23 protein-coding genes are annotated in these 26,900 nt (G+C 71.7%); 11 read left to right on the top strand and 12 right to left on the bottom strand.

Annotation, left to right across the window (positions count from 1 at the left end; translation table 11 throughout):
• Nucleotides 1-269 precede the first annotated feature (269 nt).
• The 10 genes from ACIHAA_RS02060 to ACIHAA_RS02105 form a co-directional block, all read right to left on the bottom strand.
• Nucleotides 270-1,427, bottom strand: coding sequence for a pyridoxal phosphate-dependent aminotransferase (locus ACIHAA_RS02060; RefSeq protein ID WP_399813684.1), 1,158 nt, complete (start codon nucleotides 1,425-1,427; stop codon nucleotides 270-272).
• An 8-nt stretch (nucleotides 1,428-1,435) separates the two neighbouring features.
• On the bottom strand, nucleotides 1,436-2,227 hold the full coding sequence (locus ACIHAA_RS02065; RefSeq protein ID WP_399811800.1) for a class I SAM-dependent methyltransferase: 792 nt from the start codon (nucleotides 2,225-2,227) through the stop codon (nucleotides 1,436-1,438).
• Between the two features lie 273 nt (nucleotides 2,228-2,500).
• On the bottom strand, nucleotides 2,501-5,179 hold the full coding sequence (gene acnA / locus ACIHAA_RS02070; protein WP_399811802.1) for an aconitate hydratase AcnA: 2,679 nt from the start codon (nucleotides 5,177-5,179) through the stop codon (nucleotides 2,501-2,503).
• A 70-nt stretch (nucleotides 5,180-5,249) separates the two neighbouring features.
• Nucleotides 5,250-6,842, bottom strand: a complete 1,593-nt coding sequence (locus ACIHAA_RS02075; protein WP_399811804.1) for an amino acid adenylation domain-containing protein — start codon at nucleotides 6,840-6,842, stop codon at nucleotides 5,250-5,252.
• Between the two features lie 44 nt (nucleotides 6,843-6,886).
• Nucleotides 6,887-8,596, bottom strand: a complete 1,710-nt coding sequence (locus tag ACIHAA_RS02080) for an asparagine synthetase B family protein (RefSeq protein ID WP_399811805.1) — start codon at nucleotides 8,594-8,596, stop codon at nucleotides 6,887-6,889.
• Between the two features lie 21 nt (nucleotides 8,597-8,617).
• Nucleotides 8,618-9,412: a hypothetical protein gene (locus ACIHAA_RS02085; protein WP_399811808.1), complete on the bottom strand. Its 795-nt coding sequence runs from the start codon at nucleotides 9,410-9,412 to the stop codon at nucleotides 8,618-8,620.
• The gene (locus ACIHAA_RS02090) at nucleotides 9,409-10,791 is read right to left on the bottom strand and encodes a hypothetical protein (protein ID WP_399811811.1); all 1,383 of its coding nucleotides are present in this window, start codon (nucleotides 10,789-10,791) and stop codon (nucleotides 9,409-9,411) included. Before ACIHAA_RS02090 ends, ACIHAA_RS02085 begins: the two co-directional genes overlap by 4 nt.
• Before the next feature lie 32 nt (nucleotides 10,792-10,823).
• Entirely contained in the window at nucleotides 10,824-11,555 is a 732-nt protein-coding gene (locus tag ACIHAA_RS02095; RefSeq protein ID WP_399811813.1) for a phytanoyl-CoA dioxygenase family protein, read from the bottom strand.
• A 6-nt stretch (nucleotides 11,556-11,561) separates the two neighbouring features.
• Nucleotides 11,562-13,202 carry a condensation domain-containing protein gene (locus tag ACIHAA_RS02100; protein ID WP_399811815.1) on the bottom strand — a complete coding sequence of 547 codons (1,641 nt, stop codon included), beginning with the start codon at nucleotides 13,200-13,202 and terminating at the stop codon, nucleotides 11,562-11,564.
• Nucleotides 13,203-13,223: 21 nt separating this feature from the next.
• Complete coding sequence (locus ACIHAA_RS02105) at nucleotides 13,224-13,814, bottom strand: alpha/beta fold hydrolase (RefSeq protein WP_399811817.1); 591 nt, start codon at nucleotides 13,812-13,814, stop codon at nucleotides 13,224-13,226.
• On the opposite strand from ACIHAA_RS02105, the gene ACIHAA_RS02110 reads away from it, so the two are divergent.
• A complete protein-coding gene (locus ACIHAA_RS02110) occupies nucleotides 13,800-13,943 on the top strand; it encodes a hypothetical protein (RefSeq protein ID WP_399811820.1) in 144 nt (47 codons plus the stop codon). The two genes, ACIHAA_RS02105 and ACIHAA_RS02110, sit on opposite strands and share 15 nt — an antisense overlap.
• 11 nt (nucleotides 13,944-13,954) lie before the next feature.
• On the opposite strand, the gene ACIHAA_RS02115 is transcribed toward ACIHAA_RS02110, so the two are convergent.
• Nucleotides 13,955-14,929, bottom strand: coding sequence for a TauD/TfdA family dioxygenase (locus ACIHAA_RS02115; RefSeq protein WP_399811822.1), 975 nt, complete (start codon nucleotides 14,927-14,929; stop codon nucleotides 13,955-13,957).
• A 629-nt stretch (nucleotides 14,930-15,558) separates the two neighbouring features.
• Between ACIHAA_RS02115 and metK the strand changes: the two genes are divergently transcribed.
• The 8 genes from metK to ssuE all read left to right on the top strand — a co-directional run bounded on the left by metK (nucleotide 15,559) and on the right by ssuE (nucleotide 23,101).
• Nucleotides 15,559-16,752: a methionine adenosyltransferase gene (gene metK, locus ACIHAA_RS02120; RefSeq protein ID WP_399811824.1), complete on the top strand. Its 1,194-nt coding sequence runs from the start codon at nucleotides 15,559-15,561 to the stop codon at nucleotides 16,750-16,752.
• Nucleotides 16,749-18,329, top strand: coding sequence for an S-methyl-5-thioribose-1-phosphate isomerase (gene mtnA, locus ACIHAA_RS02125; RefSeq protein WP_399811826.1), 1,581 nt, complete (start codon nucleotides 16,749-16,751; stop codon nucleotides 18,327-18,329). The genes metK and mtnA overlap by 4 nt, the downstream gene beginning before the upstream one ends.
• Nucleotides 18,326-19,024, top strand: coding sequence for a methylthioribulose 1-phosphate dehydratase (gene mtnB, locus ACIHAA_RS02130; protein WP_399811829.1), 699 nt, complete (start codon nucleotides 18,326-18,328; stop codon nucleotides 19,022-19,024). Before mtnA ends, mtnB begins: the two co-directional genes overlap by 4 nt.
• Nucleotides 19,021-19,599, top strand: a complete 579-nt coding sequence (locus ACIHAA_RS02135) for a 1,2-dihydroxy-3-keto-5-methylthiopentene dioxygenase (protein ID WP_399811831.1) — start codon at nucleotides 19,021-19,023, stop codon at nucleotides 19,597-19,599. Before mtnB ends, ACIHAA_RS02135 begins: the two co-directional genes overlap by 4 nt.
• Nucleotides 19,596-20,357, top strand: a complete 762-nt coding sequence (gene mtnC / locus ACIHAA_RS02140) for an acireductone synthase (protein WP_399811833.1) — start codon at nucleotides 19,596-19,598, stop codon at nucleotides 20,355-20,357. Before ACIHAA_RS02135 ends, mtnC begins: the two co-directional genes overlap by 4 nt.
• Complete coding sequence (locus tag ACIHAA_RS02145) at nucleotides 20,354-21,169, top strand: S-methyl-5'-thioadenosine phosphorylase (RefSeq protein WP_399811836.1); 816 nt, start codon at nucleotides 20,354-20,356, stop codon at nucleotides 21,167-21,169. The genes mtnC and ACIHAA_RS02145 overlap by 4 nt, the downstream gene beginning before the upstream one ends.
• 70 nt (nucleotides 21,170-21,239) lie before the next feature.
• Entirely contained in the window at nucleotides 21,240-22,493 is a 1,254-nt protein-coding gene (locus ACIHAA_RS02150; RefSeq protein ID WP_399811839.1) for an MFS transporter, read from the top strand.
• A gap of 44 nt (nucleotides 22,494-22,537) precedes the next feature.
• Nucleotides 22,538-23,101, top strand: coding sequence for an NADPH-dependent FMN reductase (ssuE, locus tag ACIHAA_RS02155; RefSeq protein WP_399811841.1), 564 nt, complete (start codon nucleotides 22,538-22,540; stop codon nucleotides 23,099-23,101).
• 119 nt (nucleotides 23,102-23,220) lie between these two features.
• Here the strand turns inward: ssuE and ACIHAA_RS02160 are convergent, their stop codons facing one another.
• On the bottom strand, nucleotides 23,221-24,471 hold the full coding sequence (locus ACIHAA_RS02160; RefSeq protein ID WP_399811844.1) for an acetyl-CoA carboxylase biotin carboxylase subunit family protein: 1,251 nt from the start codon (nucleotides 24,469-24,471) through the stop codon (nucleotides 23,221-23,223).
• A gap of 288 nt (nucleotides 24,472-24,759) precedes the next feature.
• On the opposite strand from ACIHAA_RS02160, the gene ACIHAA_RS02165 reads away from it, so the two are divergent.
• Both ACIHAA_RS02165 and ACIHAA_RS02170 read left to right on the top strand, forming a co-directional pair.
• Entirely contained in the window at nucleotides 24,760-25,971 is a 1,212-nt protein-coding gene (locus ACIHAA_RS02165; protein ID WP_399811847.1) for a hypothetical protein, read from the top strand.
• A gap of 43 nt (nucleotides 25,972-26,014) precedes the next feature.
• Nucleotides 26,015-26,812: a cupin domain-containing protein gene (locus ACIHAA_RS02170; protein WP_399811850.1), complete on the top strand. Its 798-nt coding sequence runs from the start codon at nucleotides 26,015-26,017 to the stop codon at nucleotides 26,810-26,812.
• The last annotated feature ends 88 nt before the right edge of the window (nucleotides 26,813-26,900 follow it).

Consider the following 26,900-nt stretch of genomic DNA (forward strand, 5'->3'; position numbering starts at 1 on the left):
TCGGCACACGATATCCGTGCGGTATCGGAGGCACCGAGACGGACTTGAACGCCGCGGCCCACGGCGGCCCACGATGCTTCCCTGGGCCAACGCCCTGTTCGACCGGAACAGCACCCCGTTCCCCGAGGACTGCTGGCCCTACGGCATCACGGCCAACCGCACCGCCCTCGACACCTGTCTGTGCTGCCACCACGGAAGCGCTGGACACCCAAGAGGGGCGGGGTGCCCGGCCGGAGGCTCTGTCCGCCGGGCACCGGTGGGGGAGGCTCTCAGGCCCGCAGCCGGGCCACCGCCTCCTCCAGGACGGAGGCCTGCTTGCAGAAGGCGAACCGCACCTGGGTGCGTCCGGCGTCCGGGTCGTCGTAGAAGGCCTGGTTCGGCACTCCCACGACACCGCGCCGCCGGGCGAGTTCGCGGCAGAAGGCCCTTCCGTCCACGGCTCCGAGGCGGGCCGCGTCGGTGGTGACGAAGTAGGTGCCCTCGGGGCGGAACACCTCGAAGCCGGTGGCCGAGAGGCCGTCGCAGAGCAGGTCGCGTCTTCGGCGGTGGTCCGTCCTGAGCGCCGTGTAGTAGCCGTCGGGAAGGTCGAGTGCTTCGGCCACCGCGAACTGGAAGGGACCGCCACCGGCGAACGTAAGGTACTGCTTGGCCGTCAGGACCGCGGTGACGTGCTCCGGCGGCGCGGTGACCCAGCCGACCTTCCAGCCGGTGAAGGAGAAGGTCTTGCCCGCCGAGGAGATCGAGACCGTCCGCTCCCGCATGCCGGGGAACGAGGCGAGTGGAAGATGCTCGGTGTCCAGGGCCAGGTGCTCGTAGACCTCGTCGGTGACGATCAGGAGGTCGCGTTCGACGGCCAGTCGCGCGATCGACGTGAGTTCCTCCCGGTTCAGCACCATGCCGGTCGGGTTGTGCGGCGAGTTCAGCAGCAGCAGCCGCGTCCTCGGGGTGACCGCTGCGCGCAGGGCCTCGAGGTCGGGCCGGAAGTCCGGTGCGTGGAGTGTGAGGGGCACGCGGACGGCTCCGGCCATGGCGATGCACGCCGCATAGGAGTCGTAGAAGGGCTCGAAGGTGATCACTTCGTCGCCCGGCTCAAGCAGGGCGAGCATCGTGGCCGCGATGGCCTCGGTCGCGCCGGTGGTGATCAGGACCTCGGTGTCGGGGTCGTAGGAGAGCCCGTAGAAGCGCTTCTGATGGTGGGAGACCGCACGCCGCAGCTCCGGGACGCCCCGGGCGGGCGGGTACTGGTTGCCCCGCCCGTCGCGGATCGCCCGGGCCGCCGCTTCGGCGACCGGGGCCGGACCGTCGGTGTCCGGGAAGCCCTGGCCGAGGTTGATCGCCCCGGTCTCGGCAGCCAGGGCCGACATCTCCGCGAAGACCGAGGTGCCGGTGCCCCGCAGCCTGCTGCTCAGTAACGGGCGAGCGGTCAGCGGGCCGTTCACGCGTCGGTCTCGCGGTCCGCCCTGGCGCAGACGGCCCAGGTCCGGTGCGGGATCCGGAGCATCTCACCAGGGAAGGAGTCGCGCAGGACCGCGGTGAGCCGCTCGGTGAACTCCACGACCTTCTCCGGCGAGAGGCTGGCCCCGACGCCCGCGCTGGCACGGATGCGGCCGGTCCAGTCCTCGGGCGTGTAGGGGATGTCCAGGTCGAAGGAGAAGGTCTCGATGCCGGTGAACCCGGCCGAGGCGAGGTCGGTCAGCCAGCGCGGGTAGAGACCGGTTCCCCCGCCCATGGTCCAGGCGGGGTTGAAGGAGGTGATGAGCTCCTCGGTCGCAGCCACCACGTTGCCGGGGAGGGGCAGCCAGTCGAAGTGCGCAATGGTGACCAGGCCACCGGGACGCAGCAGGCGCCGGATCTCGGCGGTCGCCCTGGGGGCGTCGAACCAGTGCCAGCACTGACCCGCCGAGACGACGTCGAAGCCGGCGTCCGGCAGGCCGGTCGACTCGGCGCTGCCCACGTGGTAATCGATCTCTACGCCCGCGGCCCGGTCGAGCTGCTCGGCCTGCTCGAGGAGCGGCGCCGCGGGGTCGAGCCCGGTGACCCGGGCCCCGGCGAGGGCGAACAGCCGGGCCAGGCTGCCGGTTCCGGTGCCGATGTCGAGGATCGCCTGGTCGGGCAGTCCGATGCCGTAGGGCTTCAGCCGGTTGATCAGCTTGGGCGGGAAGCCGGCCCGGTGGCGGGTGTAGTCCTGGGCGGTCCGTCCGAAGTCCGGATGGAACTCACGGGTCATGTCATTCTCCCTGAGAGGTGTGACGGTGTGGCGGGCGCGCATCGACTCGGGCGGCTCCGGGCTCGGGTGCCGGTCCTTCCGTCTGCCCGGTGCCCTCCGCCCAGTGGGCCACCGCAGGGGCGGTGGGGCCGGTGGCCGCTGGCACGGCAGCCGGGACCGCCCGGCAGGGCCGACCTGACCGATGATCATAAACGTTGCTTCCGGCGGGCCGGACACGCGTGGGCGGCGGGCACGGTGCCCACCCACGGCGCCGGGGCGCCGACCGGGAGCCGGTCACCGCGCCGACTCCCGGACCAGGCGGCCCATGATGAAGGGCAGGACCCCGCCGACCCGCAGGTATTCCACCTCGCGCGCCGTCTCCACCGCGGCGATCGCCTCGAAGACGGTCACCGAGCCGTCCCGGTGGCGCAGCCGGACGGTGACCGGGCCGTGCGGCCGGAGCGTGGACAGCGAGCCGAGGTCCACCTCCTCGGAGCCGTCGATGCCGTAGCCCTCGCGGCTGCCGCCCTCGGGGAAGCGGAGCGGCAGGACGCCCATGCCGACGAGGTTGCTCCGGTGGATCCGCTCGAAACTCTCAGCCAGTACCGCCCGTACGCCGAGCAGGGCGGTGCCCTTGGCGGCCCAGTCACGGGCACTGCCGCAGCCGTACTCCCGTCCCGCGACGACGACCGCAGGGGTGCCGGCGGTCCGGTACCGCTCGGCCGCCTCGTGGATCGACACCAGTTCCCCGGTGGGGTGGTGCCTGGTCCAGGGGCCCTCGCGGCCGTCCGCCAGGGCGTTGCGCAACCGGGGGTTTCCGAAGGTGCCCCTGAGCATCACATGGTGATTGCCCCGGCGGGCGCCGAAACTGTTGAACTCGGCCTCGGGAACGCCGTGTCCGGCCAGGTAGCGCCCCGCCTCGCCGTCGGGTGCGATGGCACCGACCGGCGAGATGTGGTCGGTCGAGACGCTGTCGCCCAGCACGGCGAGCACCCGGGCGCCCACCACCCCGTCCGCCGGAAGGCCGGTGTCCTGCGGGTCGATGTAAGGCGGTTCGAGGATGTAGCCGGAGTCCTCCGGCCAGTCGTAGAGCTCGCCCGTGGGCGCCTCCAGTGCCTGCCAGCGCCCGTCGCCGCGGAAGAGGTCCGCGTACACGGTCTCAAAGAGTTCGGGCCCCGAGGCCGCCTGCACGACCGAGGCGACCTCGGCCGGATCCGGCCAGAGGTCGCGCAGGTACACCCCGCGGCCGTCCGGTGCCACGGCGACCGGCTCCCGGGTCAGGTCGCGGTCGACCGTACCGGCCAGCGCGTAGGCGACCACCAGCCCCGGCGAGGCCAGGTAGGCGGCCCGGACCTGCGGGTGCACGCGTCCCTCGAAGTTCCGGTTGCCGCTCAGCACGGCGACACCCGTGATGCCCTCCTCGGTGACGGCACGCGCGGCCTGCGCCGTGAGCGGTCCGCTCATCCCGTGGCAGGTGGTGCAGCCGAATGCCACCACGCCGAAGCCCAGCCGCTCCAGCGGTTCGAGCACGCCGGCCCGGTCGAGGTAGGTCGGGACGGTGCGACTGCCCGGAGCGAGGCTGGTCTTGACCCAGGAGGGCACCGTCAGGCCCAGTTCCACGGCGCGCCTGGCGATCAGACCCGCGGTGATCATCGATCCGGGATGGGAGGTGTTGGTGCAGCTGGTCAGGGCGGCGATTACCACGGCGCCGTCGGACGGACCCGGTGCGCCGTGCTCCGCGCCCGGGGTCCGCGCCCGGTCCGTGGGCCGTTTGACGGCGCGCAGGCTCTCCGGGACGGCGCTCAGCGGCAGCCGCTGGTCGGGTCGGCTCGGACCGGCCACACAGGGTTCGGCGGCGGAGAGGTCGACCACCAGCTCCTCGGCGTACTGCACGGCCGCCGCGTCGGAGCCGGTGTGGAACAGCCGCTGGGCGCGGCAGTACCGCTCCACCAGCGCCACCTGCTCCGCGCTGCGTCCGGTGGCCCGCAGGAAGCGCAGGGTCTCCTCGTCCACCGGGAAGAACGCGGTGGTGGCGCCGTAGTCGGGTGCCATGTTGGCCACCGTGGCGCGGTCGGGGACGGACAGGCCAGAGACGCCCTCCCCGGTGAACTCGACGATTGCGCCCACCACGCCGTGGGCGCGCAGCAGTTGAGTGATCGTCAGGACGAGGTCGGTGGCGCCGGTCCCGGGGCGCGGCCGGCCGGTCAGCCGGACGCCGACCACCCGGGGCGGAGCCATCAGGACCGGCTCGCCGAGCAGGACGGAGGTGGCCTCGATGCCGCCGACGCCCCACCCGAACACACCGACACCGCCCACCATGGGGGTGTGGGAGTCGGTGCCGAGGACGGTGTCGGGCCGGGCCAGCGGCCGGCCGTCGGACCCGGGCGTGACCCGGACTACCTCGGAGAGCCGTTCCAGGTTGATCTGGTGGATGATTCCCTTCCCCGGCGGTACGACCCGCAGCTCGGGGAAAGCCTGCTCGGCCCAGCGCAGCATGGTGTAGCGCTCACCGTTGCGGGCGTACTCCAGGTCCGTGTTGATGCGGAGCGCGTCGCGGGTGCCGGCCGCGTCCACCCGCACGGTGTGGTCCACCACGAGGTGCGCCGGAATCACGGGACTGACCCGCTGCGCGGGCAGGCCGCGCCGGGCCGCCGCCGTGCGCAGCGCCGCGAGGTCGAGCACCACGGGCACGCCGGAGAAGTCCTGGAGGACCACGCGCGAGGGCCGGAACGGCAGGTCGCTGGTGGGACTTCCGTCGGCGCCCCACCGGGCGACCGCGGCAACCAGCGCCGGGTCGGCCTGCCCGGTGGCGGCCAGATGGGCCGTGTTCTCCAGCAGGATCCGGGCGGTGTACGGCAGAGCGGCGATGTCCACACCGGCCGAGGCGGCGAGTGCGGGCAGCGCGTAGTGGGTCGTGTCGGGTCCGGCACCCGGCAGGGGGCTGCACAGCGGGCTGGAGGGAGGGTGGTTCACGGCAGTCTTCTCTCGCTGACGGGCGTGCGGATCTCGCTGACGGGTGTGCGGAGGGAGGGCGGGGCGGCCGTCAGGTGCCGGCCGGGCACCGGTCAACGGGCGGTCGCGGCTGGTCGGGTGACTGCGGGAGCCCGTCGAGCAGGGCCGCCTGGTCGAGCTTTCCGTTCGCGGTCCGCGGGAAGGAATCGAGTCGGCGTACGGTGGGGGGCACCATGTAGTGCGGCAGCACCTCGGCGAGGCTCCGCTGGAGCCCGGTCGGCTCGGGGGCCCCCGAGCCGCCCCGGTAGAACAGCGCCAGCCGGTCCCAGCCGCCGTCCGGGCCGGGGACGGGTATGACCGCGCACTCCCGCACCCCCGGCAGGCCGAGGGCGGTCTGTTCGATTCCGGCGGGCTCCACGCGATAGCCGGAGATCTTGATCTGCCGGTCCGCGCGCCCGAGGTAGTGCAGCACCCCGTCCGCGTTCCGGCGGCCGAGGTCGCCGGTCCGGTAGAGCAGCGTGGGGGCGCCGTCGACGTTCGCGGTGACGAACTTCTCCGCGGTCGCCTCCGGATTGCCGAGGTAGCCGAGGGCCAGGCCCTCGCCCGCGACGCAGATCTCGCCCGGGGCGTCCTCCGGGACGGGGATGCCGTCGTCGAGCAGCAGCACCGAGGTGCCGGGTACCGGACGGCCGATCGGGATGCCGTCCGCCGCCGTCCAGTCGGCCGGGCGCACCGGGCGGGTGGTGACGAACACACAGCTCTCCACCGGCCCGTAGCCGTTGACCAGCAGGATCTGCGGGTGCCGCTCCTGAAAGGCGCGCACATGCGGCACGGACAGCCGCTCCCCGCCGGTGAGGACCTGCCGGAGGCCCTCGAAGCAGTCCACGTCCTCGTCGACGAGGAGGTTGAACAGCGACGCCGTGAGCCACACAGTGTCCACCCCTGACGACTTGACCAGGTCGCGCAGGTCGTCCGAGAAGAGGTAGTCGTCCTCGACGATCACGCTGGTGCCGCCCGTGGTGAGCATGCCCCACAGTTCCAGCGCGAAGGCATCCCAGGGCACCGGCGCGGCCTGGGCCATCACCCGGCCGCGGCCGAAGTCCGCGAAGGTGCGCCCGTCGAAGAGGCGGGTGGTGGCCCGGTGCGGGGACAGGACCCCCTTGGGTTCGCCCGTCGTCCCCGAGGTGAAGAACACCATGGCGACATCCTCCGGGCTCACCGCGACGGGGTCCGGAACGGCACCGGACTCCGCCGCGGCCGAGAGCTCCGCCCCGGGCGTCCAGACCGGGACGTCCACCGACGGCTGGGCGCGGTCGGTGACCAGCAGCGGCGCGTCCAGGGCGCGCACCACGGCGCCGACCCGCTCGGACGGCCAGCGGTGGTCCAGGGCGGAGTACCCGGCGCCGCACTTGAGCACGGCCAGCAGCACGGCGACCAGCTCCGGTGAGCGCGGCAGCAGGACGGGCACCAGTCGGCCCGGGCCCACTCCGCGGGCCTGGAGGGTCGCCGCGTAGGCGTCGGCCGCGGCATCCAGCTCGGCGTAGCCGAACTGCTGCCCCTTGAACTCCAGCGCGACGGCGTCCGGCCGCTGCCAGGCCTGCCGGGTGACCGCCTGGTGGATCGTCCGCCGGGCGTGGTCCGGACGGGACACGGCGTCGGCGTGGCCGGCGGAGGGATCGGACATGGTGCCCACTTTCGAAGGAGTCGGATCGTTTCGGTGGCCGGACGTCAGGCGGCCAGCCATTCCAGCCAGGCGCCCAGCGTGAGCAGCGGGAACGCGAGCCCGGTTGCGGTGGCGTCGCCCGCGGCGATGCCGTCCAGCAGGCCGCCGAGGGCGTCCGGTCGCAGGCCCGCCGCCTCCAGCCGGTCGCGGTGCCCCGCCAGGCCGGCCCGGACCCGCGCTGCGCGGGGGCCGGTCAGCCAGTCGTCAAGGGGGGCCCGGAACGGCTTCTTCACCTCGTCGAGGAAGTGCGGCAGTTCCGTGGCGTACGCCTGCCGCAGAGCCACCTTGGTCTGGCCGTCGCGGACCAGCTCCCCGAACGGCAGGGACGCGGCGAGGGCGGGCAGCCCGCCGTGCAGGAAGGGGGTGCGCCCCTCCACCCCCTGAGCCATCAGCAGGTGGTCGGCCCGTCGCAGCAGGGGTTCGAGGCTGTGCTCGTATTCGAACTCCCTGACGACGTCGTCGACCGGGCGGCCCGCGGCGGCCGGCAGCGCGTCCAGCAGGGCGTCCCGGGCCGCGTCGTGGGCCGGGACGCCGACCAGCCCGCGGAGCAGCGCGGAACGCTCCTCGGACAGATAGAAGTCGGCGGCGTCGGCTCTCGCGCCCAGACCCAGGTAGCTGCGGTACCCGCCGAACATCTCGTCGGCGCCCTCACCGACCAGCAGGACGACGATCCCGCTCTCCCGGGCCAGCCGGGCCAGCGCCGCGTACATGGGCACGCTGCTGAGCGCGGTCGGCTCACCCAGCGACCGGACGGCATCGGGTATGCCGTCGAGCAGGTCGTCCGGGCCGAAGTCGATCGACCGGTGCCGCCAGCTCTGCCACGAGGTGCCGGGAAGCCGCAGGGCCGCCAGGTCCCGGACGCCGTCGCCGTTTCCGCGTGGCAGCACGCTCACCGTTGACAGGTCGCGCACGCCGCGCCGGGCCAGCTCGGTCGCGAGGACGGTCGAGTCGAGCCCGCCGCTCAGCGCCAGGCCGAGCGGCCGGTCGGACACCAGGACGCGGTCCACCGCGCGCGCGAGGGCGGCGCGGATCCGCTCCGGTCCGGCCGGGGTGTCCGGCCGGACCGGCGGCAGCGCCGCGGAGCCGGTCGACCACTGCTGCACCCGGCCCTCCTTGAGGAGCAACCGGGTCCCGGGCGCGACCGGTTCGATGCCCTCGAAGAAGGTGCCACCGTCCACCACCCGGCCGAACATCAGGAACTGGGTGACGGCCTCCGGCCGGACCGGGGAGGGCCCGAACAGCTCCAGCAGCGCCGGGATCTCCGAGGCCACAGCCACCCCGTCCCGGTGCCGGAGCAGATAGAGCGGCTTGATGCCCAGGGGGTCGCGGGTGACCTCGATTGCGCCGTCCGGGGTGCGGCGCAGAAGCGCGTACATCCCGTCCAGGGCGTCGGGTCCGTGCCCGTCCACCCCCTGGGCCTCGTCGAGGCCGCCCAGCGGGACGTCGACCCGGCCCTCGCCGTACCAGGCGCCCGAACCGGTCGCGTACACCTCGCCGTTGAAGGCGAACGCGGTCGCACCCGCGGGCGCGGCGAACGGCACGGTGTCGGACGCGCGGCTGCGCACGCGCAGCCGGCACATGGCGACCGCCGAGCCGCCGTCACCGACGACCCCGTAGCCGTCCGGGCCGCGGTGCAGCAGTTTTTCGACGGCCGCGGTGGCGAGGCGGTCGGCGGGCGTGCGCCCGGCCCCCGCGACAGCGGGGGCCAGGCACACACCGACAACTCCGCACACCGGTCAGGCGTCCCGTCGTGCGGAGCCGGCCTCGGCGGTGTACATCCGGGTCGCCGGGGCCTGGCCGAAGTCGGTCGCGGAGACCAGACGCAGCGCCCGCTCGCCGACCGCCGCGCTCGCCACCAGGGCCGTGATGTCCTCGTGGTCGAAGCGCTGCTCCTTGCCGCGGCCGCGGTACCACTGGAGCAGCAGCTCGGAGTCGATCTCGCCGTGCGGCAGCAGGGAGTCGGTCAGCACATCCCCGGCCGCGGAGAAGTCGATGACCTTCTTGCCGGAGTCGTAGAAGCGCTCCAGTGAGCCGCGCTCCCGGCCGGTGGTGATCATGCGCTCGTCCATCGGATAGAGCCCGAGCTTGATCGAGGCGCGGATCTGGCCGCCGTCGGCGAGCAGGTCGAGCATGCCCTCGATGCCCTTGCGGGCCTCGGTCTCGCTGAACCTGTTCACCAGGCGGTCGTTGAGGACGAAGTCCTGGGTGCCGCGCAGGTGCTCGGGCGCCGGCCGGGTGATGTCGTGCTGCAGCACCTCACAGGAGCCGGCCGGCAGGGCCGCGCGCAGGTCGGTGCACATGCGCTCGGAGAAGTCGAGGACGGTGACCACGGCACCGAGCGCGATCAGGGCCTCGACCAGGTCCTTGGTGGAGGCGCCCACGACGGTGCAGCGCGAGCCGGGCTGCACGCCGGTCGTGAAGAGAGCGATCTCCTCGTCGCTCGGCTTGGCCGTGGTCCGGCCGGACTCCCAGAAGAGGGACCCGATCAGGTCCCACGCGGTCGACTTCTCGTTGACGGTCTGGCTGGTCATGCGTTGCTCCCGAGGGGGTCGAGCAGGCTGGAGTTGTAGTCGCCCGCGAGGACGTGGTTGAGGTAGGTTCCGGCGCCACCGACGACGCGGTAGCCGTGGGACACACCGGAGGGGATGAAGACGGAGGCCGGGCTCTGCACCGCGAACACCTCGTTGCCGAGGGTCACTTCGACGGACAGGCCCTCGTAGCCGTCCTCCTCCCCGAGGAAGATGAAGAGGCTGTCGCAGTGGTGGACATGGGTGTCGACGTGGCCGGGGCCGTAGTCGTCGAGCTTCGGGATGCGCCGGGCGATGCAGTACTGCTCCGCACCCGGCACGAAGCGGTTGTCGACGAGGACGAAGCGGTCACCCGGGCCCTTGCGGTGGTAGCGCAGCTCGCTGGCAGAGATGATCTTCGGGTCGACGATCCAGTCGGTCGCCGTGCCCGACACGCCCGTCGGCCGGGTGGTGCTGGTACGTCCGAGGAAGGCGGGCTCCAGCCACTCGTACGACCCGGGCTCACGCTCGACGGCCGCGACGTGGAGCTTGGCGACATGGTGGAAGATGTCGCGGCCGACCACGGGCCTGCGGTGGTCGGGCATCGAGCGCGAGTAGGCGCCGACCCGGCGGCTGAGTTCGTTCAGCAGCGTCGGGTCGGCCAGTTGGCGCGTGCCGCGGTACTGCAAGTTGACGGCAAGAGCCGCGTAGTCGGTGATCCCGGCCCGCTCACCCAGGCCGTTGACCGACGTCGAGACCCAGGTCGCACCCGCGTCGACGGCCGCCAGCGCGTTGGCGAGCGCCAGCCCCCGGTCGTCGTGGAGATGCACCTCGATGTCGGTGGTGGGACAGAGCCGTTGCAGCTCGCCGATGCGCTCGCTGATCTGGTGCGGCTCCATGAGGCCCAGGGTGTCGGCGAAGCAGATGCGTTCGGCCCCGGCCTCGGCTGCGATGAGGTAGGCCTCGACGAGTTCGCCGGAGTCGGTGCGGCTGCTGTCCTCGACCGTGAACCGGACCCGCAGACCGAGCCTGCGGGCGTGGGAGACGGACTGCTCCACACGGTCGAAGAGTTCCTTCAGGGTGCGTCCGGGCAGCCGGGAGCGCCGGGTCACCTCGTTCACGCCGAGGAAGATGCCGACCCACGCGGCACCGGTCTTGGCGACGGCCTCGATGTCGGCCACGTCCGCCCGGGCGTGCGCCAGCACCGGGACGTCGCCTGCCGCCTCCACCACCGCGGAGACCCGCAGCAGTTCGTCGGGGCCGATGGCCGGGTGGCCGCACTCAATGGCGTCGGCACCGGAACGCACCAGCAGCGAGGCGACTTCGACACTCTGCTCCAGTGTGAAGCGGCCGTGCGCCGACTGCATGCCCTCACGCAGGGTGCTGTCGATGATGTACGTCACAAGGTCTCCTGCAGATCGTCGGTGAGCCCGGATCAGGCGGTGCCGAGGTCGGCCAGGTCGCTGAGCGGGAAGCTGTCCTTGGCGCGGAACTCGGGGTCCGAGGCGTCTGCGAAGACGACCACCATGCCGCGGCGGTCGTCCGGGGAGGTGTTGGCTGCGCTGCCGTGGGCGAAGTAGCGGTCCCACATGACGGCGTCCCCGGGGGCCAGCTCGAACTGGACCGGCTCGCGCAGGCCGTCCTCGGCCGCGTCGAGGCTGGCGTGCCAGCGGTAGTGCGGCCGGTCGCGGTGCGGGACGTGCCCGTCGGCGTGCGACTCGGGACAGCCGAACAGGCCTCCGTTGGCGGGCGAGACCGGGGTCAGCGCGAACCAGACGCTGAACGCCTTGGGGTAGGTGTACGTCCACAGCGCCTGGTCCTGGTGCAGTGCCACCTCGGTGCCGACCAGGGCGGGCTTGAGGAAGGCCGCGTGGAAGACGACGGCGGCCTGGTCGCCGATGACCTGCCGGGCCAGCTCGGTGGCACCGGTGCGGTTGAGGACGGGGCCCCAGATCTTCGGGTCGTTCCAGAGCAGACGGCGGAGCTTGCGCAGTCGGCGCACGCCGTCCGCCTCGTCGTACTCCGCCTCGTATCCGGGCGCCACGTCGTCCGCGGCGTCGAGGGTGTCGAAGAAGTCGACGGCCCGGCGGTGGTCGTCGGTGCCGAGCAGACCGGGGAGCAGGTGGTAACCGTCCCGGCGGTAGGCGTCGATGTCGATGGTGGGCATGTCTGGTCAGGTTCCTGTCTGCTGGAGAGGTAAGGAGCCGCCGGACCCGAGGACCTCGCGCATGGGCCGGTCGGGTCGGTGGGCGAGTGCCGCGACGGCGGCGAGAAATGTTCTGGCGAACTCATGGACGTATGCGTCCGTGTACTCGGACCGGTAGTGCAGTGCGGTGAACTGCAAGGCGGGACCGTCCCGGAGGAGCCACATGTGCAGGCCGGGGGAGTCGGCGGTCTCCGGCAGGGCGACCGGTTCCACCGTGAGGCCGCCGAGCCGCAGCGACCTGCCCCACAGCTCGTTGAACATGAAGTAGATGCCGGGGTCCTTGCGGAATCCGCTGGGCACCTGGGGCCACATCGCGCGGCGGACGTACCAGGCCGGCAGGTCGCCGTGCGCGGTGGCCGCGAGCGCCGTCTCGGTGACCCGGGCGACGAACCGGTCGAAGGGCAGGTCGAGATCGACGTCGGTGGTCGGGAAGACCCCGTTGGCGAACCAGCCGACGGTGTCCTGGAATTCCGGCTCCAGGCGGTTGGCGGAGCTGGTGAGCAGGGTGACCCGGGACCGGCCGGTCTGCTGGGCGACGAGCGCCTTCAGCGCCGCGATGGTGACACAGTACGGCGTCGCCCGGAGCTTGCGGCAGACGGTGTCCAGCGCCTCGCCGACGTCGGCCGGCACCTCCAGGTGCAGTGCGGCCGGGTCCGACAGCCCCTGATTGGGGCGGTAGCCGGGCAGCCGGACGGCGATCGAAGAGGGATCGTCGCCGAGTTGGGACTTCCAGTAGCCCGCCACCCGGTCGATGCGGCCGTGCTCGAAGCGGTCCCATTGTCGCGCGGACCAGTCCGTGTAGGCGCCGGAGCCGGTGAGTTCGGCAGTGCCGCCGTCGAGCCGGGCCCGGTAGGCGGCGTCGAGATCCGCGGTGAGGACGTCCAGCGACCACCCGTCCGCGCCCATGTGGTCGAAAACCAGGGCGAGGTAGGCGTCGTCGGGCGCGGCGCGCACCAGGTGCGCCCGGACCAGCGGCCCGGCGTACCGGTCGAAGGGACGGCGGACCTCAATGTCGAGTATGCGCAGGGCCTCCCCGGCGCGTTCGCCCTCGGGCAGACGGCGGACGTCCTCCACGAACAGCTCGGGCAGCGCCTCGGGCAGCACGTGCTGGCGTACGGTGCCGTCCTGCACCCGGAACACCGTGCGCAGGGAGGGGTGGTGCGCCGTGAGTGCCTGGAGCGCGCCGCGCAGCGCCGCCAGATCGAGCGGGCCGCGCACCCGGTAGGCGACGTGGAACTGGAGGGCCGGGGCGTCCGGGTCGTCGAGGCTGGACAGGACGGCCCACTCCTGGGCCATCGAGGCCCGCCCCTGGTGGGCCGCCGTGGCGGTGGCGCGGCCACTCGACGCCCCGTCGGCACTGCGTGCCTCCTCGACGCGGTCGGCGAGGTCGCGGATGGAGTCCGCGGTGAAGACCGATCTGGCCGACACGCGGACCCCGAGTCGCTCGGCGGTCCGCTTGATCACCCGGAAGGCGAGCAGGCTGTTGCCGCCCAGGTCGAAGAAGTTGTCGTCGGGGCCGATGTCCTGGGTCTCCAGCACCTCACGGTGGACTCGGAGCAGAACCTCGAGGGTGGTGTCGACGGCGGCGGAAGGTTGATGCACTGTCACGTTCAGGTCTCCAGCTCCGGGTCACCCGAGTGCGGCCTGATAGAAGTCCGAAAGGATGTCGACCGCGGAATCCCGCAGGAATGAGGTATGGCCGCCCCCGGTCAGTACGCAGGAGAATGTCCTGGTTTTCGGGCGGGAGAGCATTCTGGTGCGTTCGCCCTCCGGTACGACCGGACTGTCGCGGGCGATCACCGAGAGAACAGGTATTCCGAGAGAGCCGATGGCGTCGATCAGATGGCTGTAATCGTAATGCCATTTGAGGAAACTTGCCTCTGCCCATTCACCGGCCTCATAGCGCTCCATCAAAGGCTCGAAAGCCTGGTCGAGGAGAGCGACACTGGCAATTCTTGAAGGTCCCAGGGAAACGGCGAGGACCGCCGCGACCAACGCGCCGTAGGAATGTCCGACCACATGCACCGGGCGGGGCAGGGAGTCGGCGATCCGCTGGACGTCGGCGGCGAAGTCCAGCGGTGAATACCCCCACTCCGGAGCCGGGCTGGCGCCGTGGGCGCGAAGCGTCGGATACACCGCGAGCGAGCCCGCCGGGCACAGCGCGTCCCCGAGGGACCGCAGTGCGGTCTTGTCGTCTCCGAAGCCGTGCAGCAGCAGCATGGAGCCCGGGGCTCCGCGCCTGGTGGCGACACCGGGCACACGGTCGTGATCGAGCAGCGGGACGGACCGGACGGCTGCAAGTTCGGGCGGCGCGGCGGTCTGCTGTGGGTCTTCCCCGGGACGCTGTGAAGCGTCCGGCCTCATCCGAGCTGGGAGACGGGTCGGCCGAGGTCGGCGGGGACCGTTCCGGACGGCCACACGCCACCGCGGTAGGAGCCGGCCGCGGTCGCGCCGTACAGCGACGCGTACCCCTCGGGCAGGGCGGGGCTGCCGGAGAAGGCGAGCCAGAGACGGAGCAGCAGGCGGTCCCGTCCGCCGCCGCCCGTGAAGGCGGTCCGGGCGTGCAGGATGCTGAAGTTGTTGATCAGCTGTAGATCGCCCTCCCGCAGCTCCATGTCGAGTGCGACACCGGGGCGCTGGAGGATCTCGTCGACGGCGTCCATGGCGGCCAGCTGGCGCTCGGTGAGCCGGGGTGCGCTGTCGTGTCGCTGGGAACCGGTGATGAAGCGGCGGACGTAGCGCATCGCGAAGTGGCCGTCGGTCCGGCTGAACACGGGGATGCCGGACCACGGCTGTTCGCCGGGTTGTTCCTCGCCGCGCCGGTCGTTCGGGAAGGGCTGGTACAGCTCGGCGAGCAGGTCCGGGTTCTCGGCGAGAAGCAGGTCGTGCACCGCCTTGGAGGACGCGATGCGGCTCAGGCCGCCCGAGTGGGCGCGGCGGATGCACAGCAGTCCGATCACATCGGTGCGGTCGACGTGGAAGGGGAGTTCGGCCGAGCTCTCGTAGCCGCGCTGGACGGGGCTGGAGATGTCGGCGCCGCGGTCCTCGACTCTCCCCAGGAGGTCGCCCTTGCGGCTCTGCGAGACCGGTCGTCCGAGGAGGAGTCCGAGCAGCCAGTAGGCGGTCTCGGCCTCACGCGGGTCGTCGGCCGCCACCGGGAATCCGGTGATCACCACGCACCCGAGGCCGTCCTTGAGCCGGGAGCGGAGTTCGGCGGCGAATGCCGTGCTGTGCGGCAGGTCGGTCGGGCGCGGTGCGCCCAGGTCGGGCCGACGGTTCGCGGCTAATTCGGCACGGGCCGCCGCGATCAGTTCGGCCGCTGCCTCGGGCGGCACCGGGACCCGCCAGAGTCCCTCATCCTTCGCGAGTGTTTCCCCCGCCCATCCGTCACCTAACGGAAGGAATCTGTTCACGTCTGCACCCGTTCACTGGTGAAAATCATCATCGGAGTTGCACGGTGATTCCGAGTCGGAGTTACGTGAAGATTTCGAGAGGAGAATCGAGACCAGTTCGTGACTCCGCTGGGGAACGATAGATCGGCCCAATTGGCCCGTCCATATGACGTACGTCACTCGCCGGGGTTCTGTGGTGGGGCGTCGTCCCACGTCGATCATGTCTTGACCTCGTCAAGTCCAAGATCTACGGTGGGGCGGGAAAAGCGCCTCCCGAGTCTTGGAGAAGCTCCGGCAGGAGCGGCCGCGGGAGTACCGGGGGGTGTCACGTGCTTTGTTTGAGATCCGGGCCGCGGGTGTCCGCCGAACCATTTGCTGTGGAGTCGGCCGCCGATTGCCCTCGCATTCAGCGGGCGTTGGGCCCGCGCCGGGCCGCGCCGGAACGGTGCCCCTGAGCGGCAGACGACACCTCTGCTCCGTGACCGTCCCCGGAGCCGTCGTCATGGACACCGTTCGGCCTCGGCCCGCTCCGTCCGCCGGCGCCGCCCGGCCGCCGATACCCCAGGAGAAGCATGTCTCGCCGCCTGTTCACCTCGGAGTCCGTGACCGAGGGACATCCCGACAAGATCGCTGACCAGATCAGCGACACCATCCTCGACGCACTCCTGCGGGAGGACCCGACGTCCCGGGTCGCCGTGGAGACGCTCATCACCACCGGTCAGGTGCATGTGGCCGGAGAGGTGACCACCAAGGCGTATGCGCCGATCGCCCAACTCGTCCGCGACCGGATCCTGGAGATCGGCTACGACAGCTCCGCGAAGGGCTTCGACGGCGCCTCCTGCGGTGTCTCGGTGTGCATCGGCGCACAGTCGCCCGACATCGCACAGGGAGTGGACGGGTCCCTGGCCGTCGGCACGGACGACCTGGACCGGCAGGGCGCGGGTGATCAGGGCCTGATGTTCGGTTACGCCACCGACGAGACACCCGAGTTAATGCCGCTGCCCATCACCCTGGCGCACCGGCTCGCACGGCGGCTCTCCGCGGTGCGCAGAGACGGGACGGCTCCCTACCTCCGGCCCGACGGCAAGACCCAGGTCACCATCGAGTATGACGGCGACAGGGCCGTCCGCCTCGACACCGTGGTCGTCTCGACCCAGCACGCCGCCGACATCGACCTGGAGGCGTTACTCGCCCCCGACATCCGCACCCACGTGGTCGAGCCGGAGCTGAAGCGCCTGGCCGAGGACGGCATCGCGCTGGAGACCGACGGCTACCGCCTGCTGGTCAACCCCACCGGCCGCTTCGAGATCGGCGGCCCGATGGGCGACGCCGGACTGACCGGCCGCAAGATCATCATCGACACCTACGGCGGCATGGCCCGCCACGGCGGCGGCGCCTTCTCCGGCAAGGACCCGTCCAAGGTGGACCGTTCGGCCGCCTACGCCATGCGCTGGGTCGCCAAGAACATCGTCGCCGCGGGCCTGGCCCGCCGGGCCGAGGTGCAGGTCGCGTACGCGATCGGCAAGGCCGAGCCGGTCGGGCTGTTCGTCGAGACCTTCGGCACCGAGACCGTCCCCGTGCTGCGCATCCAGAAGGCCGTCACCGAGGTCTTCGACCTCCGCCCGGCCGCCATCATCCGCAGCCTCGACCTGCTGCGCCCCATCTACGCCCGGACCGCCGCGTACGGCCACTTCGGCCGCGAACTGCCGGACTTCACCTGGGAGCGGACCGACCGGGTCGAGGAGCTGAAGGCGGCCGTCGCGTGAACCGGCCGACGGAGGACATCCCCGAGGGCCCGTCCAGGCCGTCCATCACCTGGGACGACGGCGCCGTACTCGCCGTGGACCAGCGTGCGCTGCCCCACGCGTACCGGGTGCTGCGGCTGGAAACGGTCGACCAGCTGATCGACGCCATCCGCTCCCTGGCCGTGCGGGGCGCCCCGGCCATCGGACTGGCGGGGGCGCTGGGCGTGGCCCTGTCGGCCCACCTGCACCGGACCCGGCCCGACGGCGCGGTGGACGAGGCGGCGGTGCGCGCCGACAGCGCACGGATCGCCGCGGCCCGGCCCACCGCCGTCAACCTCGCCTGGGCCGTGGAGCGCGCGCTCGGCCGGCTCGCCGACGGGCCCGAGGCCGTCCTGGCGCAAGCCGTGTCCATGCTGGCCGAGGACGCCGCCGTGAACCGGGCTGCCGTACGGAACGCCGCCGACCTGGTGGCGACCCTCACCCCGGACCGGCCGCTGCGCATCCTCACCCACTGCAACACCGGCCGACTGGCCACCGCCGCGGTCGGCACCGCCCTCGGCACGATCCTGGAACTCGCCGCCCGCGGACGGGTCGCCAATGTCCTGGTGGACGAGACCCGACCACTGTTGCAGGGCGCCCGGCTGACCGCGTGGGAACTCGCCGAGGCCCAGGTGCCGTACCAGGTGTGCGTGGACTCTGCCGCGGCCGCCGCGATGTCCCGCGGACTGGTGGACTGCGTGCTGGTGGGCGCGGACCGGATCGCCGCCAACGGCGACACCGCCAACAAGATCGGCACCTACGGCCTGGCTGTGGCGGCCGCCCGGCACGGCATACCGTTCGTGGTGGTCGCCCCCGAGTCGACCTGGGACCGCCGACTGCCCAGCGGCAGCGGCATCCTGATCGAGGAAAGGGCGGCCGCGGAGGTCACCACGGTCGCGGGTGCGCCGACCGCTCCAGCCGACGCGGCCGTCTTCAACCCGGCCTTCGACGTCACCCCGGCCGAACTGGTCACCGCGGTCGTCTCCGAACGGCAGGTGCTCCGGCCGATGGCCGCGGCCGGGCCGCCGGAGGACGAACTCGGTGCGTGCATCACCGAGTTGCTCAGCTGCTTCCCCGACCACCCGCAGCCGGGGATCGTCTTCCGGGACCTGGCCGGTGTCTACGCCGAACCGGGCCTCCTCGGCCGGATCGCGGACCGGGTGGCCGGCACCTACGCCGGGCGGTTCGACCGGATCCTCGCCGTGGAGTCCCGTGGGTTCGTGCTCGGTGCGGCACTCGCCGTCCGGACCGGCATGCCACTCGTCCTGGCTCGCAAGCCGGGCAAGCTCCCCGGGCCCGTCCACCGGGCGTCCTACAGCCTCGAGTACGGCGACGACCTGCTGGAACTCCAGAAGGGCGCCGTCCTGCCCGGCGAGCGGGTGCTCTGTGTGGACGACGTTCTCGCCACCGGAGGCACCCTCGCGGCCACCGCCCGCCTCGTCACCGACGCCGGCGCCGAGGTGGCCGGACTGGCCGCGGTGGTCGAACTGCTCGGCCTCGGCGGAGCAGAACGCTTGTCCGCCCATAGTCTCTCGACCCTGAGCAAGGTGTCCGCATGACCGCCGCCCCCACCGGAACCACGGCCCCCTCCGACACGGACCGCCGACTCCTGGCCGGCAGCCTCGCCGGACTCTCCCTCGACCTCTACCGACGCGGCTGGATGCCCGGCACTTCCGGGAACATCTCTGTCCGGCTCCCGCAGGACCGCCGCGCCCTGATCACCGCCAGCGGGCGGGACAAGGGTGAACTGACGGCCGACGACACGGTCGTGGTGGACACGGTCAGCGGACGCGCCGTCGACCCGGGGGCGCTGCGACCGTCCGCCGAGACCTCGATCCACGCCGCCGTCTACCGGACCACCGGCGCCGGAGCCGTCATCCACGTCCACGCGCCCTACGCGACGACGGCCGCCAGCGGGGCCCGGGCCGACCGGGTGCGGCCGCTGCGGATCGAGCACTTCGAGTTGCTGAAGGGGCTCGGCCTGGCCGATCCCTCCCGGACCGATCTGCCGGTGTTCCCCAACTGGCCGGATGTGGACCGGATCGCCGGCGAGGTCGCGAGTCACCTGGAACGGACCCCGCAGGCACCGCCCGGACTGCTCATCGCCCACCACGGGATCACCACCTGGGGGCGTGACCTCGCCGAAGCCCGCAACCGCCTCGAGTGCCTGGAGGCGATCTGCCAGCTCCTGGTCCTCGGTGCCGGTCCGGCCGGACCGGTCACCGCCCACCCCGCCGAGGAGAACAGCCGATGACCCTGCTCCAGATCATGCCGGACCACGCGCCGGACGAGGTCCTGCTGCGCACGGACGACGAACACCGGATCGCGGAGGCACTGCGGGACTGTGGTGTCGCATTCCGCCGCTGGGACCTTCGGACCACGCTCACCGGGACGGAATCCTCCGAGGACCTCCTCGCGCTCTACCGCTCCGAGGTCGACGACCTGTGCACCCGGGAGGGGCTGCGGGTCGTCGACGTGGCCCAACTCCGGCCCGAACCGGGTCCGGAGTGGGAGGAGAAGGCGCGCCAGGCCCGTTCGACCTTCCTGGCGGAACACCGCCACGCCGAGGACGAGGTGCGCTTCTTCGTCCACGGCACGGGCTGCTTCTACCTCCATGTGGAGGGCACGGTCTACGCGGTCGTCTGCACGGCGGGTGACCTGCTGTCGGTTCCGGCGGGCACCCCCCACTGGTTCGACATGGGCAGCCGCCCGCAGTTCGCCGCCATCCGCTTCTTCCGGGAAGAGGACGGCTGGGTGGGCGACTTCACCGGTGACACCATCGCCGCCCAGTTCCCGGACCTCGACGCGCTGCTGGCGGCGGACGCGTGATCACGGCGAACGTACGGGCGGCCGTCCTGGACATCGAGGGCACCACCGGATCCGCCGCGCACGTGTACGACGTGATGTTCCCGTACGCCCGGGCCCGGCTGGCGGACTGGTTCGCCGACCACCGAGACGACCCGTGCCATGCCGAACTCCTCGTGGAGATAGCGGAGTCGACGGGATCGGTGGTGGACGAGAGGGAGGCCGTCCAGGTGCTCACCGCCTGGGCCGACGCCGACGCCAAGGCCGCCCCGCTCAAGCGGGTCCAAGGGCTGATCTGGGCCGAGGGCTTCGCCGACGGCACCCTCACCGGCCATGTCTACCCGGACGTACCGCCGGCCCTGCGCGCCTGGCACGCGGCCGGCATCGCCGTGTACATCTACTCCTCGGGCTCGGTGAGCGCCCAGCGCAACTGGTTCCGCCGGAGCAGCGAGGGGGACCTGTCCGGCCTGCTGCGCGGCCACTTCGACCTGGGCAACGCGGGCTCCAAAACGGAGGTCGCCTCGTACCGGAGCATCACCCGGGCCATCGCAGTGGAGCCCCACCTCACCGTCTTCCTCAGCGACCGCGTCGGAGAACTCGACGCGGCCGCCGCCGCGGGCTGGCACACGGTGGCCGTGCGTCGCCCCGAGGACCCCAGCGTGCCAACGGGTGACCACCCGCTGGTGACCGCCCTGGACCAGATCGCGCTGACCGCCCACCGGCCGGCCGCACCGGTCGGCCCGGGCTCGCCCACTTCCACAGACGAGGATTCCCCATCATGACCACAGCACCCGGCCGGGTGGCCGACATCGCGGTGATCGGTGGCAGCGGTTTCTACCAACTGCTGGACGCCACTGAGGAGATCGCGGTGACCACGCCCTACGGCGAACCCTCGGAGACCGTTTCCGTCGGCACCGTGGCCGGTCGCGCCGTCGCCTTCCTGCCCCGCCACGGCCGTGGCCACTCACTGCCCCCGCACCGCATCAACTACCGCGCCAATCTGTGGGCCCTGCGCTCGCTCGGCGTGCGCCAGGTGCTCGCTCCCTGCGCGGTCGGCTCGCTGCGGCGCGATCTGGGCCCGGGCAGCATCGTGGTCCCGGACCAACTGGTGGACCGGACCTCCGGGCGCGTCCAGACCTTCTACGAGGAGGGCGCGGTCCATGTGTCCTTCGCGGATCCGTACTGCGCCGACGGCCGGGCCGCGGTGGCCAAGGCGGCCGCCACGACGGGCGACGCCGTCACGGACGGCGGCACCATGGTGGTCATCGAGGGCCCTCGCTTCTCCACCCGCGCGGAGTCGCAGTGGTACGCCTCGGCAGGCTGGTCCCTGGTCAACATGACCGGCCATCCCGAAGCGGTGCTCGCGCGCGAACTCGGTCTCTGCTACACCTCGGTGGCCCTGGTGACCGACCTCGACGCCGGGATCGACTCCACCGAGAGCGTCGCCCAGGACGAGGTGTTCAAGGTCTTCGCCCGGCACACCGAACGCCTGCGCGGACTGGTACTGGAAGCAGTGGCCGGACTGCCTGTGCAGCGCCGGTGCGCCTGCGCCGGGGCGCTCGACGGCGTGACCCTGCCGTTCGCTCTTCCGTAGCCGCTCCGGCCCATCATCGGACCCCCCACACACACGCGTGCCCGGCACGCACGGAACGACAGGAAGACAGATGCCGCATTCCAGGACAGCGCAGCTCTGGCGGTCGGTGATACCGGAACCGGGTCCGGTCCGCGGGCTGGCCGTCGCCGCACTCACCAGCCGGGTCGGCCGCGGCCTCTTCGCCACCGTACTGCCGCTCTATCTGACCCGGTCGGTCGGCCTGCCCGCCGGTCAGGTCGGCGTCGGTCTGACGCTCGCCTCACTGGTGGGCCTCGCCGCCGGAATCCCGGCGGGCTATCTGTCCGACGTCCTCGGGCCGCGCGGGTTGAGGGTCGCCGCACGGACCGCCGAGGCGCTGCTGCTCTGCGGCTATGTGCTGCTGGACAGCTTCGCCGCGTTTCTGGTGGTGGCCTGCCTGGTGACGCTCTTCGAATCCGCGGGACTCGCCGCCGAGGGCGCGCTGATCGCCGGATCCGCGGCGCCCGAACAGCGGGTGCACACCCGCGCCTACCTCCGGTCGGTCAACAACGCGGGCTGGACGCTGGGTGCCGTCATCGCGGGTGGCGCCCTGCTGGCCGACACCACCCGGGCCTATCTGGTGGTGGTGGTGATCGCCGCGGGGTGCTACCTGGTCTCGGCGGCGGCGACGATGAGGGTGCCGGCCGTCGCTCCGGTGCCCAGGACGAAGGACGGTCCGCGCTGGGTCGTCCTTCGTGACCGCCCGTTCGTCCTGCTCACCCTGCTCAACGCCGTCCTCGGCATGAACCTCGGCCTGTTCACGGTGGCCCTGCCGCTGTTCATCACCACGCACACCAAGGTGCCGGTGGCGCTGTACTCGGTGATCGTGCTGATCAACTCGGTCTCGGCCACGGTCTTCCAGGTGCGTGCCAGTAAGGGCTCCGACACCGTGCGCGGCGCCGCCACCGCCCAACTGCGCTCCGGCATCCTGCTCGCCGGATGCTGCGGGCTGTGGGCCCTGGCCGACGGACGGTCGGTGTGGCTGGCCGCAGCCTTCCTGCTGGTCGGCGCCGGGGTGCATGTGGCGGGGGAACTGTTCCAGTCGGCCGGCGCCTGGGGGCTGTCCTTCGAACTTGCCCCCGAACACGCCGTAGGCCAGTACCAGGGGATGTTCGGGGTCGGACGCGACTTGGGGCAGATCCTCACGCCGATGGTCGCCACCACCGCCATGGTCAGCGGGGGCTGGTTCGGCTGCCTGCTCCTGGGCGCGATGTTCCTGGTCGCGGGAACCGCGGTGCCGCCTGCCGCCCGCTGGGCGGAGAACCGGATGGTGCGCGTGGGCGGCGCCCAGGAGGCCGCCGCCTGACCCTCCGCCCCAGTGACCGCACCCCTTCGGCAAAGTGAGAGTTGATGGCTGTCGTCCTGTCCGTCTCGGGAAGTCCCTCAGTGCACTCCCGCACCACCGGCCTGCTGCGCCACGCTGATGTGATGCTGTCCGCCCGGGGGCACACCGTCCTCCCGCTGGACGTCCGGACCCTCTGCCCGGACTCATTGCTCGGCACCGTCCCCGACCATCCCGAACTGGCCCGCGTCGCCGGGCTGTTCGAGATGGCGGACGGCGTGGTGATCGCCTCCCCGGTCCACAATGCGGCGTACTCGGGACTGCTGAAGTGCCTGCTGGACCGGCTCCCGCAGCGTGCCCTCGCGGGGAAGACCGTGCTGCCGCTGGCCACCGGGGGATCCACGGCGCACGTCCTCGCCATCGACTACGCGCTGCGCCCGGTGCTGTCCTCGATGGGGGCGTTCCACGTCGTCCAGGGGTGGTTCGTCCTGGACCGCTGCATCACCTTCGCCGACCGGGCGGGCGTGACCGTCGAACCCGCCGCCGAGGCCGGGCTGCGGGAGGTGGTCGATCGCTTCTCCGCGGTGCTCGACCACCGTGTGCTGCCGGCCGTCCCGGCCGACGTCGGCTGACCGCCGTGGGAACGGAAGCCGTCGGGCCGGAGGCCTGTGCCGTGGCCGTCACAGGCCTCCGGCCGGACCCGGTGTGTGCCGCGCGACCCGCGGGCGGCACACACCGACGGCTGCGGCGGTCAGTCGGCCGGGGCCGTCGGCAGGAGGTCGTCCTCCCGCCGCACCGCGACACTCGCCGTGAACCAGTCGACCAGGTCGTGCAGACGGCGGCCCAACTCGTCCTCGTCCGCCGCCGAGACCACCGCGTGCCCGGCTCGGGGCAGGTAGTCGTCGGCGCCGGTGGTCCGCAGGCTCTCGTCGACGGTGCAGAACACCGTACCGGGACGGGCCATGACCTCGTCGTGGGTCGGCATCGCCCGGAGGGGGACGCCGGGCGGAACCGGCAGGCACGCCGCGCCCATCACCACGTCGTCGGGGTGGCCGGGCTCCGCGGGCAGACCGCAGGGCCTGCCGAGCACCGCGCGGGCCCATTCGTCCCGCAGGTTCACCCGGAAGGCGCGCTGGTAGAGGTCGTCGATCCACAGGCCGCCCACCCGGGCCGCGCATTCGCCGAACACGACGTGACCGTCGGGGTCCCGGAAGGCCTCGAGGTGGAACACGCCGTCCGCGTAGTCCAGGGCGTTCAGAGCCGTCCCGGTGAGGGAGCGCATCGAGCGGTAGAGCTCCTCGTACCGGCCGGACGGAAGGGCCGTGCTCCCGATCAGTCCGCCCGTGGGCATTCCGATGACGTTCTGGTGGTACCGCGACACCCCCAGGGACCGCACCTCACCGTCGCGCACGAGTCCGTCGACGTGGAATTCGGTGCCGGGGACGTACTCCTCCAGGAGCCACGGGCCGCCACTCGCCGCGGCAGCCCGTTGCAGGCATTCCCTGAGGTGGTCGGGACCGAGCGCCACAAAAGTGTTCTGCGATCCTTTTCCATCGAGTGGCTTGAGCACCCTGGGGAATTCTAGGGAATCACAGTCGAGTGCTGCGGGGGAATCGACGGTTTCGCATGCAGCAGTCGCCACACCCGATCCGCGTACTTTCCTCTTCTGGATGAACTTGTCGCGCATGCCGAGCGCCTTCACCGCGGCTCCGCTGGTGAATCCGTAAAGGTCGGAGATGGCGGCCGCGGGTACCACGCAGAACTCCAGGACGCTGCATACGGCGTCGAATTCACTGACCCGGACATCGGCGCGGGCCAGGCCGCCGAGGATCGCCGACACGTTCGTCGGGTCGGTCACGGTCACCGTGGACACGCCTGCTGCCTGGGCCTTTGTGATGTCCTCGGGGGGAACCGCGCAGGTGACCCGGGCTCCGGCGCGGGTCAGCGCGGCCACGGCGCGAGGCATCCAGCCTATGTGGAGAATGTGGGGGAGCTGCGTCATCAATACGCTCCAGAGTTCGGGCGAAACGACTTTTCGGCGAAATCTCGATTGCCCGGTGGATGCTAACAGTCCGTCTCCTGCCGCGCCATCATGAACAATCCAAGAAATTCGCGTGACCCAGGACACAGCTGTCGCGGTATTGCTCAGCTTGAATTCTCGGGTAACTTTTCCGTCGCTGCCCGGGAAAGACGTTCGAAGGGCCACTCGCCGGAGTTGGCGGCCCCATTCCGGGATCGGACAGCCGTCGTATCGTCCGACGCCGTGCCACTGCATCGACAGGAGGACTTCGTGACCACGAAGCACGATCAGGACTCGGGTCCCGCGCTCGGTGAGGTGCTGGGCTCCTTCCGCCCGGCCGGTCCGCCGGACACCGAAGTCCGCGAGCGCCGCCGACAGCTGGCGGAGTTCGTCAGGGCCGCCGAGCCGCGGGTCCACCGGGCGCCGCCCGCCGACCGGGAGCGGATGCGCCGACTGCTGGGGTGGGACGACGAGTCGCTGCACCGGTTCATCGAATCGCCGATGGTCGTGCACACCTCGACCCACGCCAGCCTGAACGCCTACGCCCCCATGCTGGCCTTCCCCTGGTACGTGCTGCGGCTCATCACCCGGGCCACCGGGTCCGCCGACGGCGGCACGCACCTGCGCACCCTGCTGACGCACAACAACGTCACCGACAACCGCTGGAAGCCCAACGCCTGGTGGCGCAGCAACCGGAACGGCCGGCTGGTGCGCACCCAACTGCTCAGCCAGCGGCCCAAGTTCAGACACCAGGTGCTGCTGACCCAGCCCGTCCCGGAGGTCACCGCGGACGACCTCGCCCCGACGGATGCCGAGGCCCTCGAACTTGCCCGGCACGCCACCAACTTCGCCTACTTCGCCATGATCTACCGGATCTCGCTGGAGCGGCAGGTGGGGCTGCATGTCCCGGGCGGCACCGTCGAGGTGCCCATCGACATGATGAACACTTTCTCGCTCAGCCGCGGCGACTACGGCGGCTGGGTCGACGCCCTCTACACCGGCGGCTACGCGCTCCGGGGGATCGGCGCGGACAACAAGCTCGCGGACCTGCCGCGGGAGACCGCTGCGGCGCTGCCCCCGCCCGACGCCCTGGACCTCCGCTCGACCCTCATCTGCCCCAACTACATGAACCTCGGCCACGCCTACCGGATGTCGGTGAGCGCGACCATCGGCGCGGACAGGATGACCTCTTACGAGGCCGAGATGGGTGAGGTGCTGTCGCGCTTCTTCCGGACGCTCGGTGAGGAGTTCGACCGACCGCAGTTCCTGGGGGTCTCCCGCACCGAGATCGACCTGCTCGCACCACTGCCGGGCCGGCTCGTGGCGGATCTCGCCGACCAGGGCGGCCAGCCGTCGTTCCCGCTGTACGCGGCGGCCTACGGAGAGCGTCTCGTGCCCGCGCTCGACGCGGCCCTCGACCACTCGGTGGCAACCGTCGCGACGATCACCGCCCGCGCCTCGGCCGCCCCAGTACTCGGGTGAACCGGAACCCACCGTCTCCCACGCATCGAGAGGAAAAACCGCAGTGACCAGTCTTGACCAGCACGGCGTCGTCATCCGCCGCAGTGAGCTGAAGTTCATCGAGGAGGGCGGCTGCTGGGTGAGCCGCCCGGTCGGCCCCCATGTGGGCGCCGAGTTCGTCTCCGTCGACATCGTGCGCATCCCGCGCGGTGCCAGCTGGAAGCCGGATGTCTACCGGCAGGAGGAGACCACCGCCATCGTCTTCGAGGGAACCGGCACGGCGCAGGTGGGCGACGAGACCAGCCCGGTGGTCAAGGGCTCCACGGCCTACGCGCCGACGGACCTGCTGCTCACCTTTACCGCCGACAGCGACGAGATGACCGTGTACTTCTGGCGGGCGGTGCTGCCCGAGGACAGGGCCCGCAGTGCCGCCCCGACGCTCTTCAACACCGTGTACGACACCTCGAAGGGCATCCACAAGTTCGCCGGCACCGGGGAGATCGCCCCGGTGGACAACGAGCGCCGCGCCTACATGAACTTCCCGCACTGGCCCGGCAACGGGTGTGCCTACCTGTGCATCAACAGCGGCATGGGCGCGCCGGGAAACACCTTCAACATCCACGCCCACCCCGGTGCCGAGGACGCGCTGTTCGCCCTGGACGGAAGCGGGCAGTTCTTCCTCGGCGACCAGTGGCTCGACATGGAGCCCGGCGACGGCGTCTTCGCCCGCTCGGGCACCCTCCACGGCACCCGCAACCCCGACCGCCCGGGCGCTCCCGAGCTGTTCGTCTCCGTCGGCGGGCCCGTCCCGTACGACGCGGACCTCTACCGCGCGGCCGGCCTGTCGCCCGAACTCGTCTGACAGTCCAACGAGTTCACCGGTCGGGGCGCATTCGGCGCCCCGGCTGCCCAACCGGCGGCCAGCCGCCCCATCCGGAGAGAAGGTGTGT

The organism is Streptomyces sp. NPDC052040, assembly GCF_044548405.1.
Classification (GTDB): Bacteria; Actinomycetota; Actinomycetes; order Streptomycetales; family Streptomycetaceae; genus Streptomyces.

Coding starts and splice junctions, on each gene's coding strand:
- ACIHAA_RS02065 (WP_399811800.1), bottom strand. CDS start 2,227: ATGACCCGTGAGTTCCATCCGGACTTCGGACGGACCGCCCAGGACTAC.
- ACIHAA_RS02075 (WP_399811804.1), bottom strand. CDS start 6,842: ATGTCCGATCCCTCCGCCGGCCACGCCGACGCCGTGTCCCGTCCGGAC.
- ACIHAA_RS02085 (WP_399811808.1), bottom strand. CDS start 9,412: ATGACCAGCCAGACCGTCAACGAGAAGTCGACCGCGTGGGACCTGATC.
- ACIHAA_RS02095 (WP_399811813.1), bottom strand. CDS start 11,555: ATGCCCACCATCGACATCGACGCCTACCGCCGGGACGGTTACCACCTG.
- ACIHAA_RS02105 (WP_399811817.1), bottom strand. CDS start 13,814: ATGCTGCTGCTGCACGGCTTCGGAGACGACAAGACCGCACTGCGGTCC.
- metK (WP_399811824.1), top strand. CDS start 15,559: ATGTCTCGCCGCCTGTTCACCTCGGAGTCCGTGACCGAGGGACATCCC.
- mtnB (WP_399811829.1), top strand. CDS start 18,326: ATGACCGCCGCCCCCACCGGAACCACGGCCCCCTCCGACACGGACCGC.
- ACIHAA_RS02135 (WP_399811831.1), top strand. CDS start 19,021: ATGACCCTGCTCCAGATCATGCCGGACCACGCGCCGGACGAGGTCCTG.
- ACIHAA_RS02145 (WP_399811836.1), top strand. CDS start 20,354: ATGACCACAGCACCCGGCCGGGTGGCCGACATCGCGGTGATCGGTGGC.
- ACIHAA_RS02150 (WP_399811839.1), top strand. CDS start 21,240: ATGCCGCATTCCAGGACAGCGCAGCTCTGGCGGTCGGTGATACCGGAA.
- ssuE (WP_399811841.1), top strand. CDS start 22,538: ATGGCTGTCGTCCTGTCCGTCTCGGGAAGTCCCTCAGTGCACTCCCGC.
- ACIHAA_RS02160 (WP_399811844.1), bottom strand. CDS start 24,471: ATGACGCAGCTCCCCCACATTCTCCACATAGGCTGGATGCCTCGCGCC.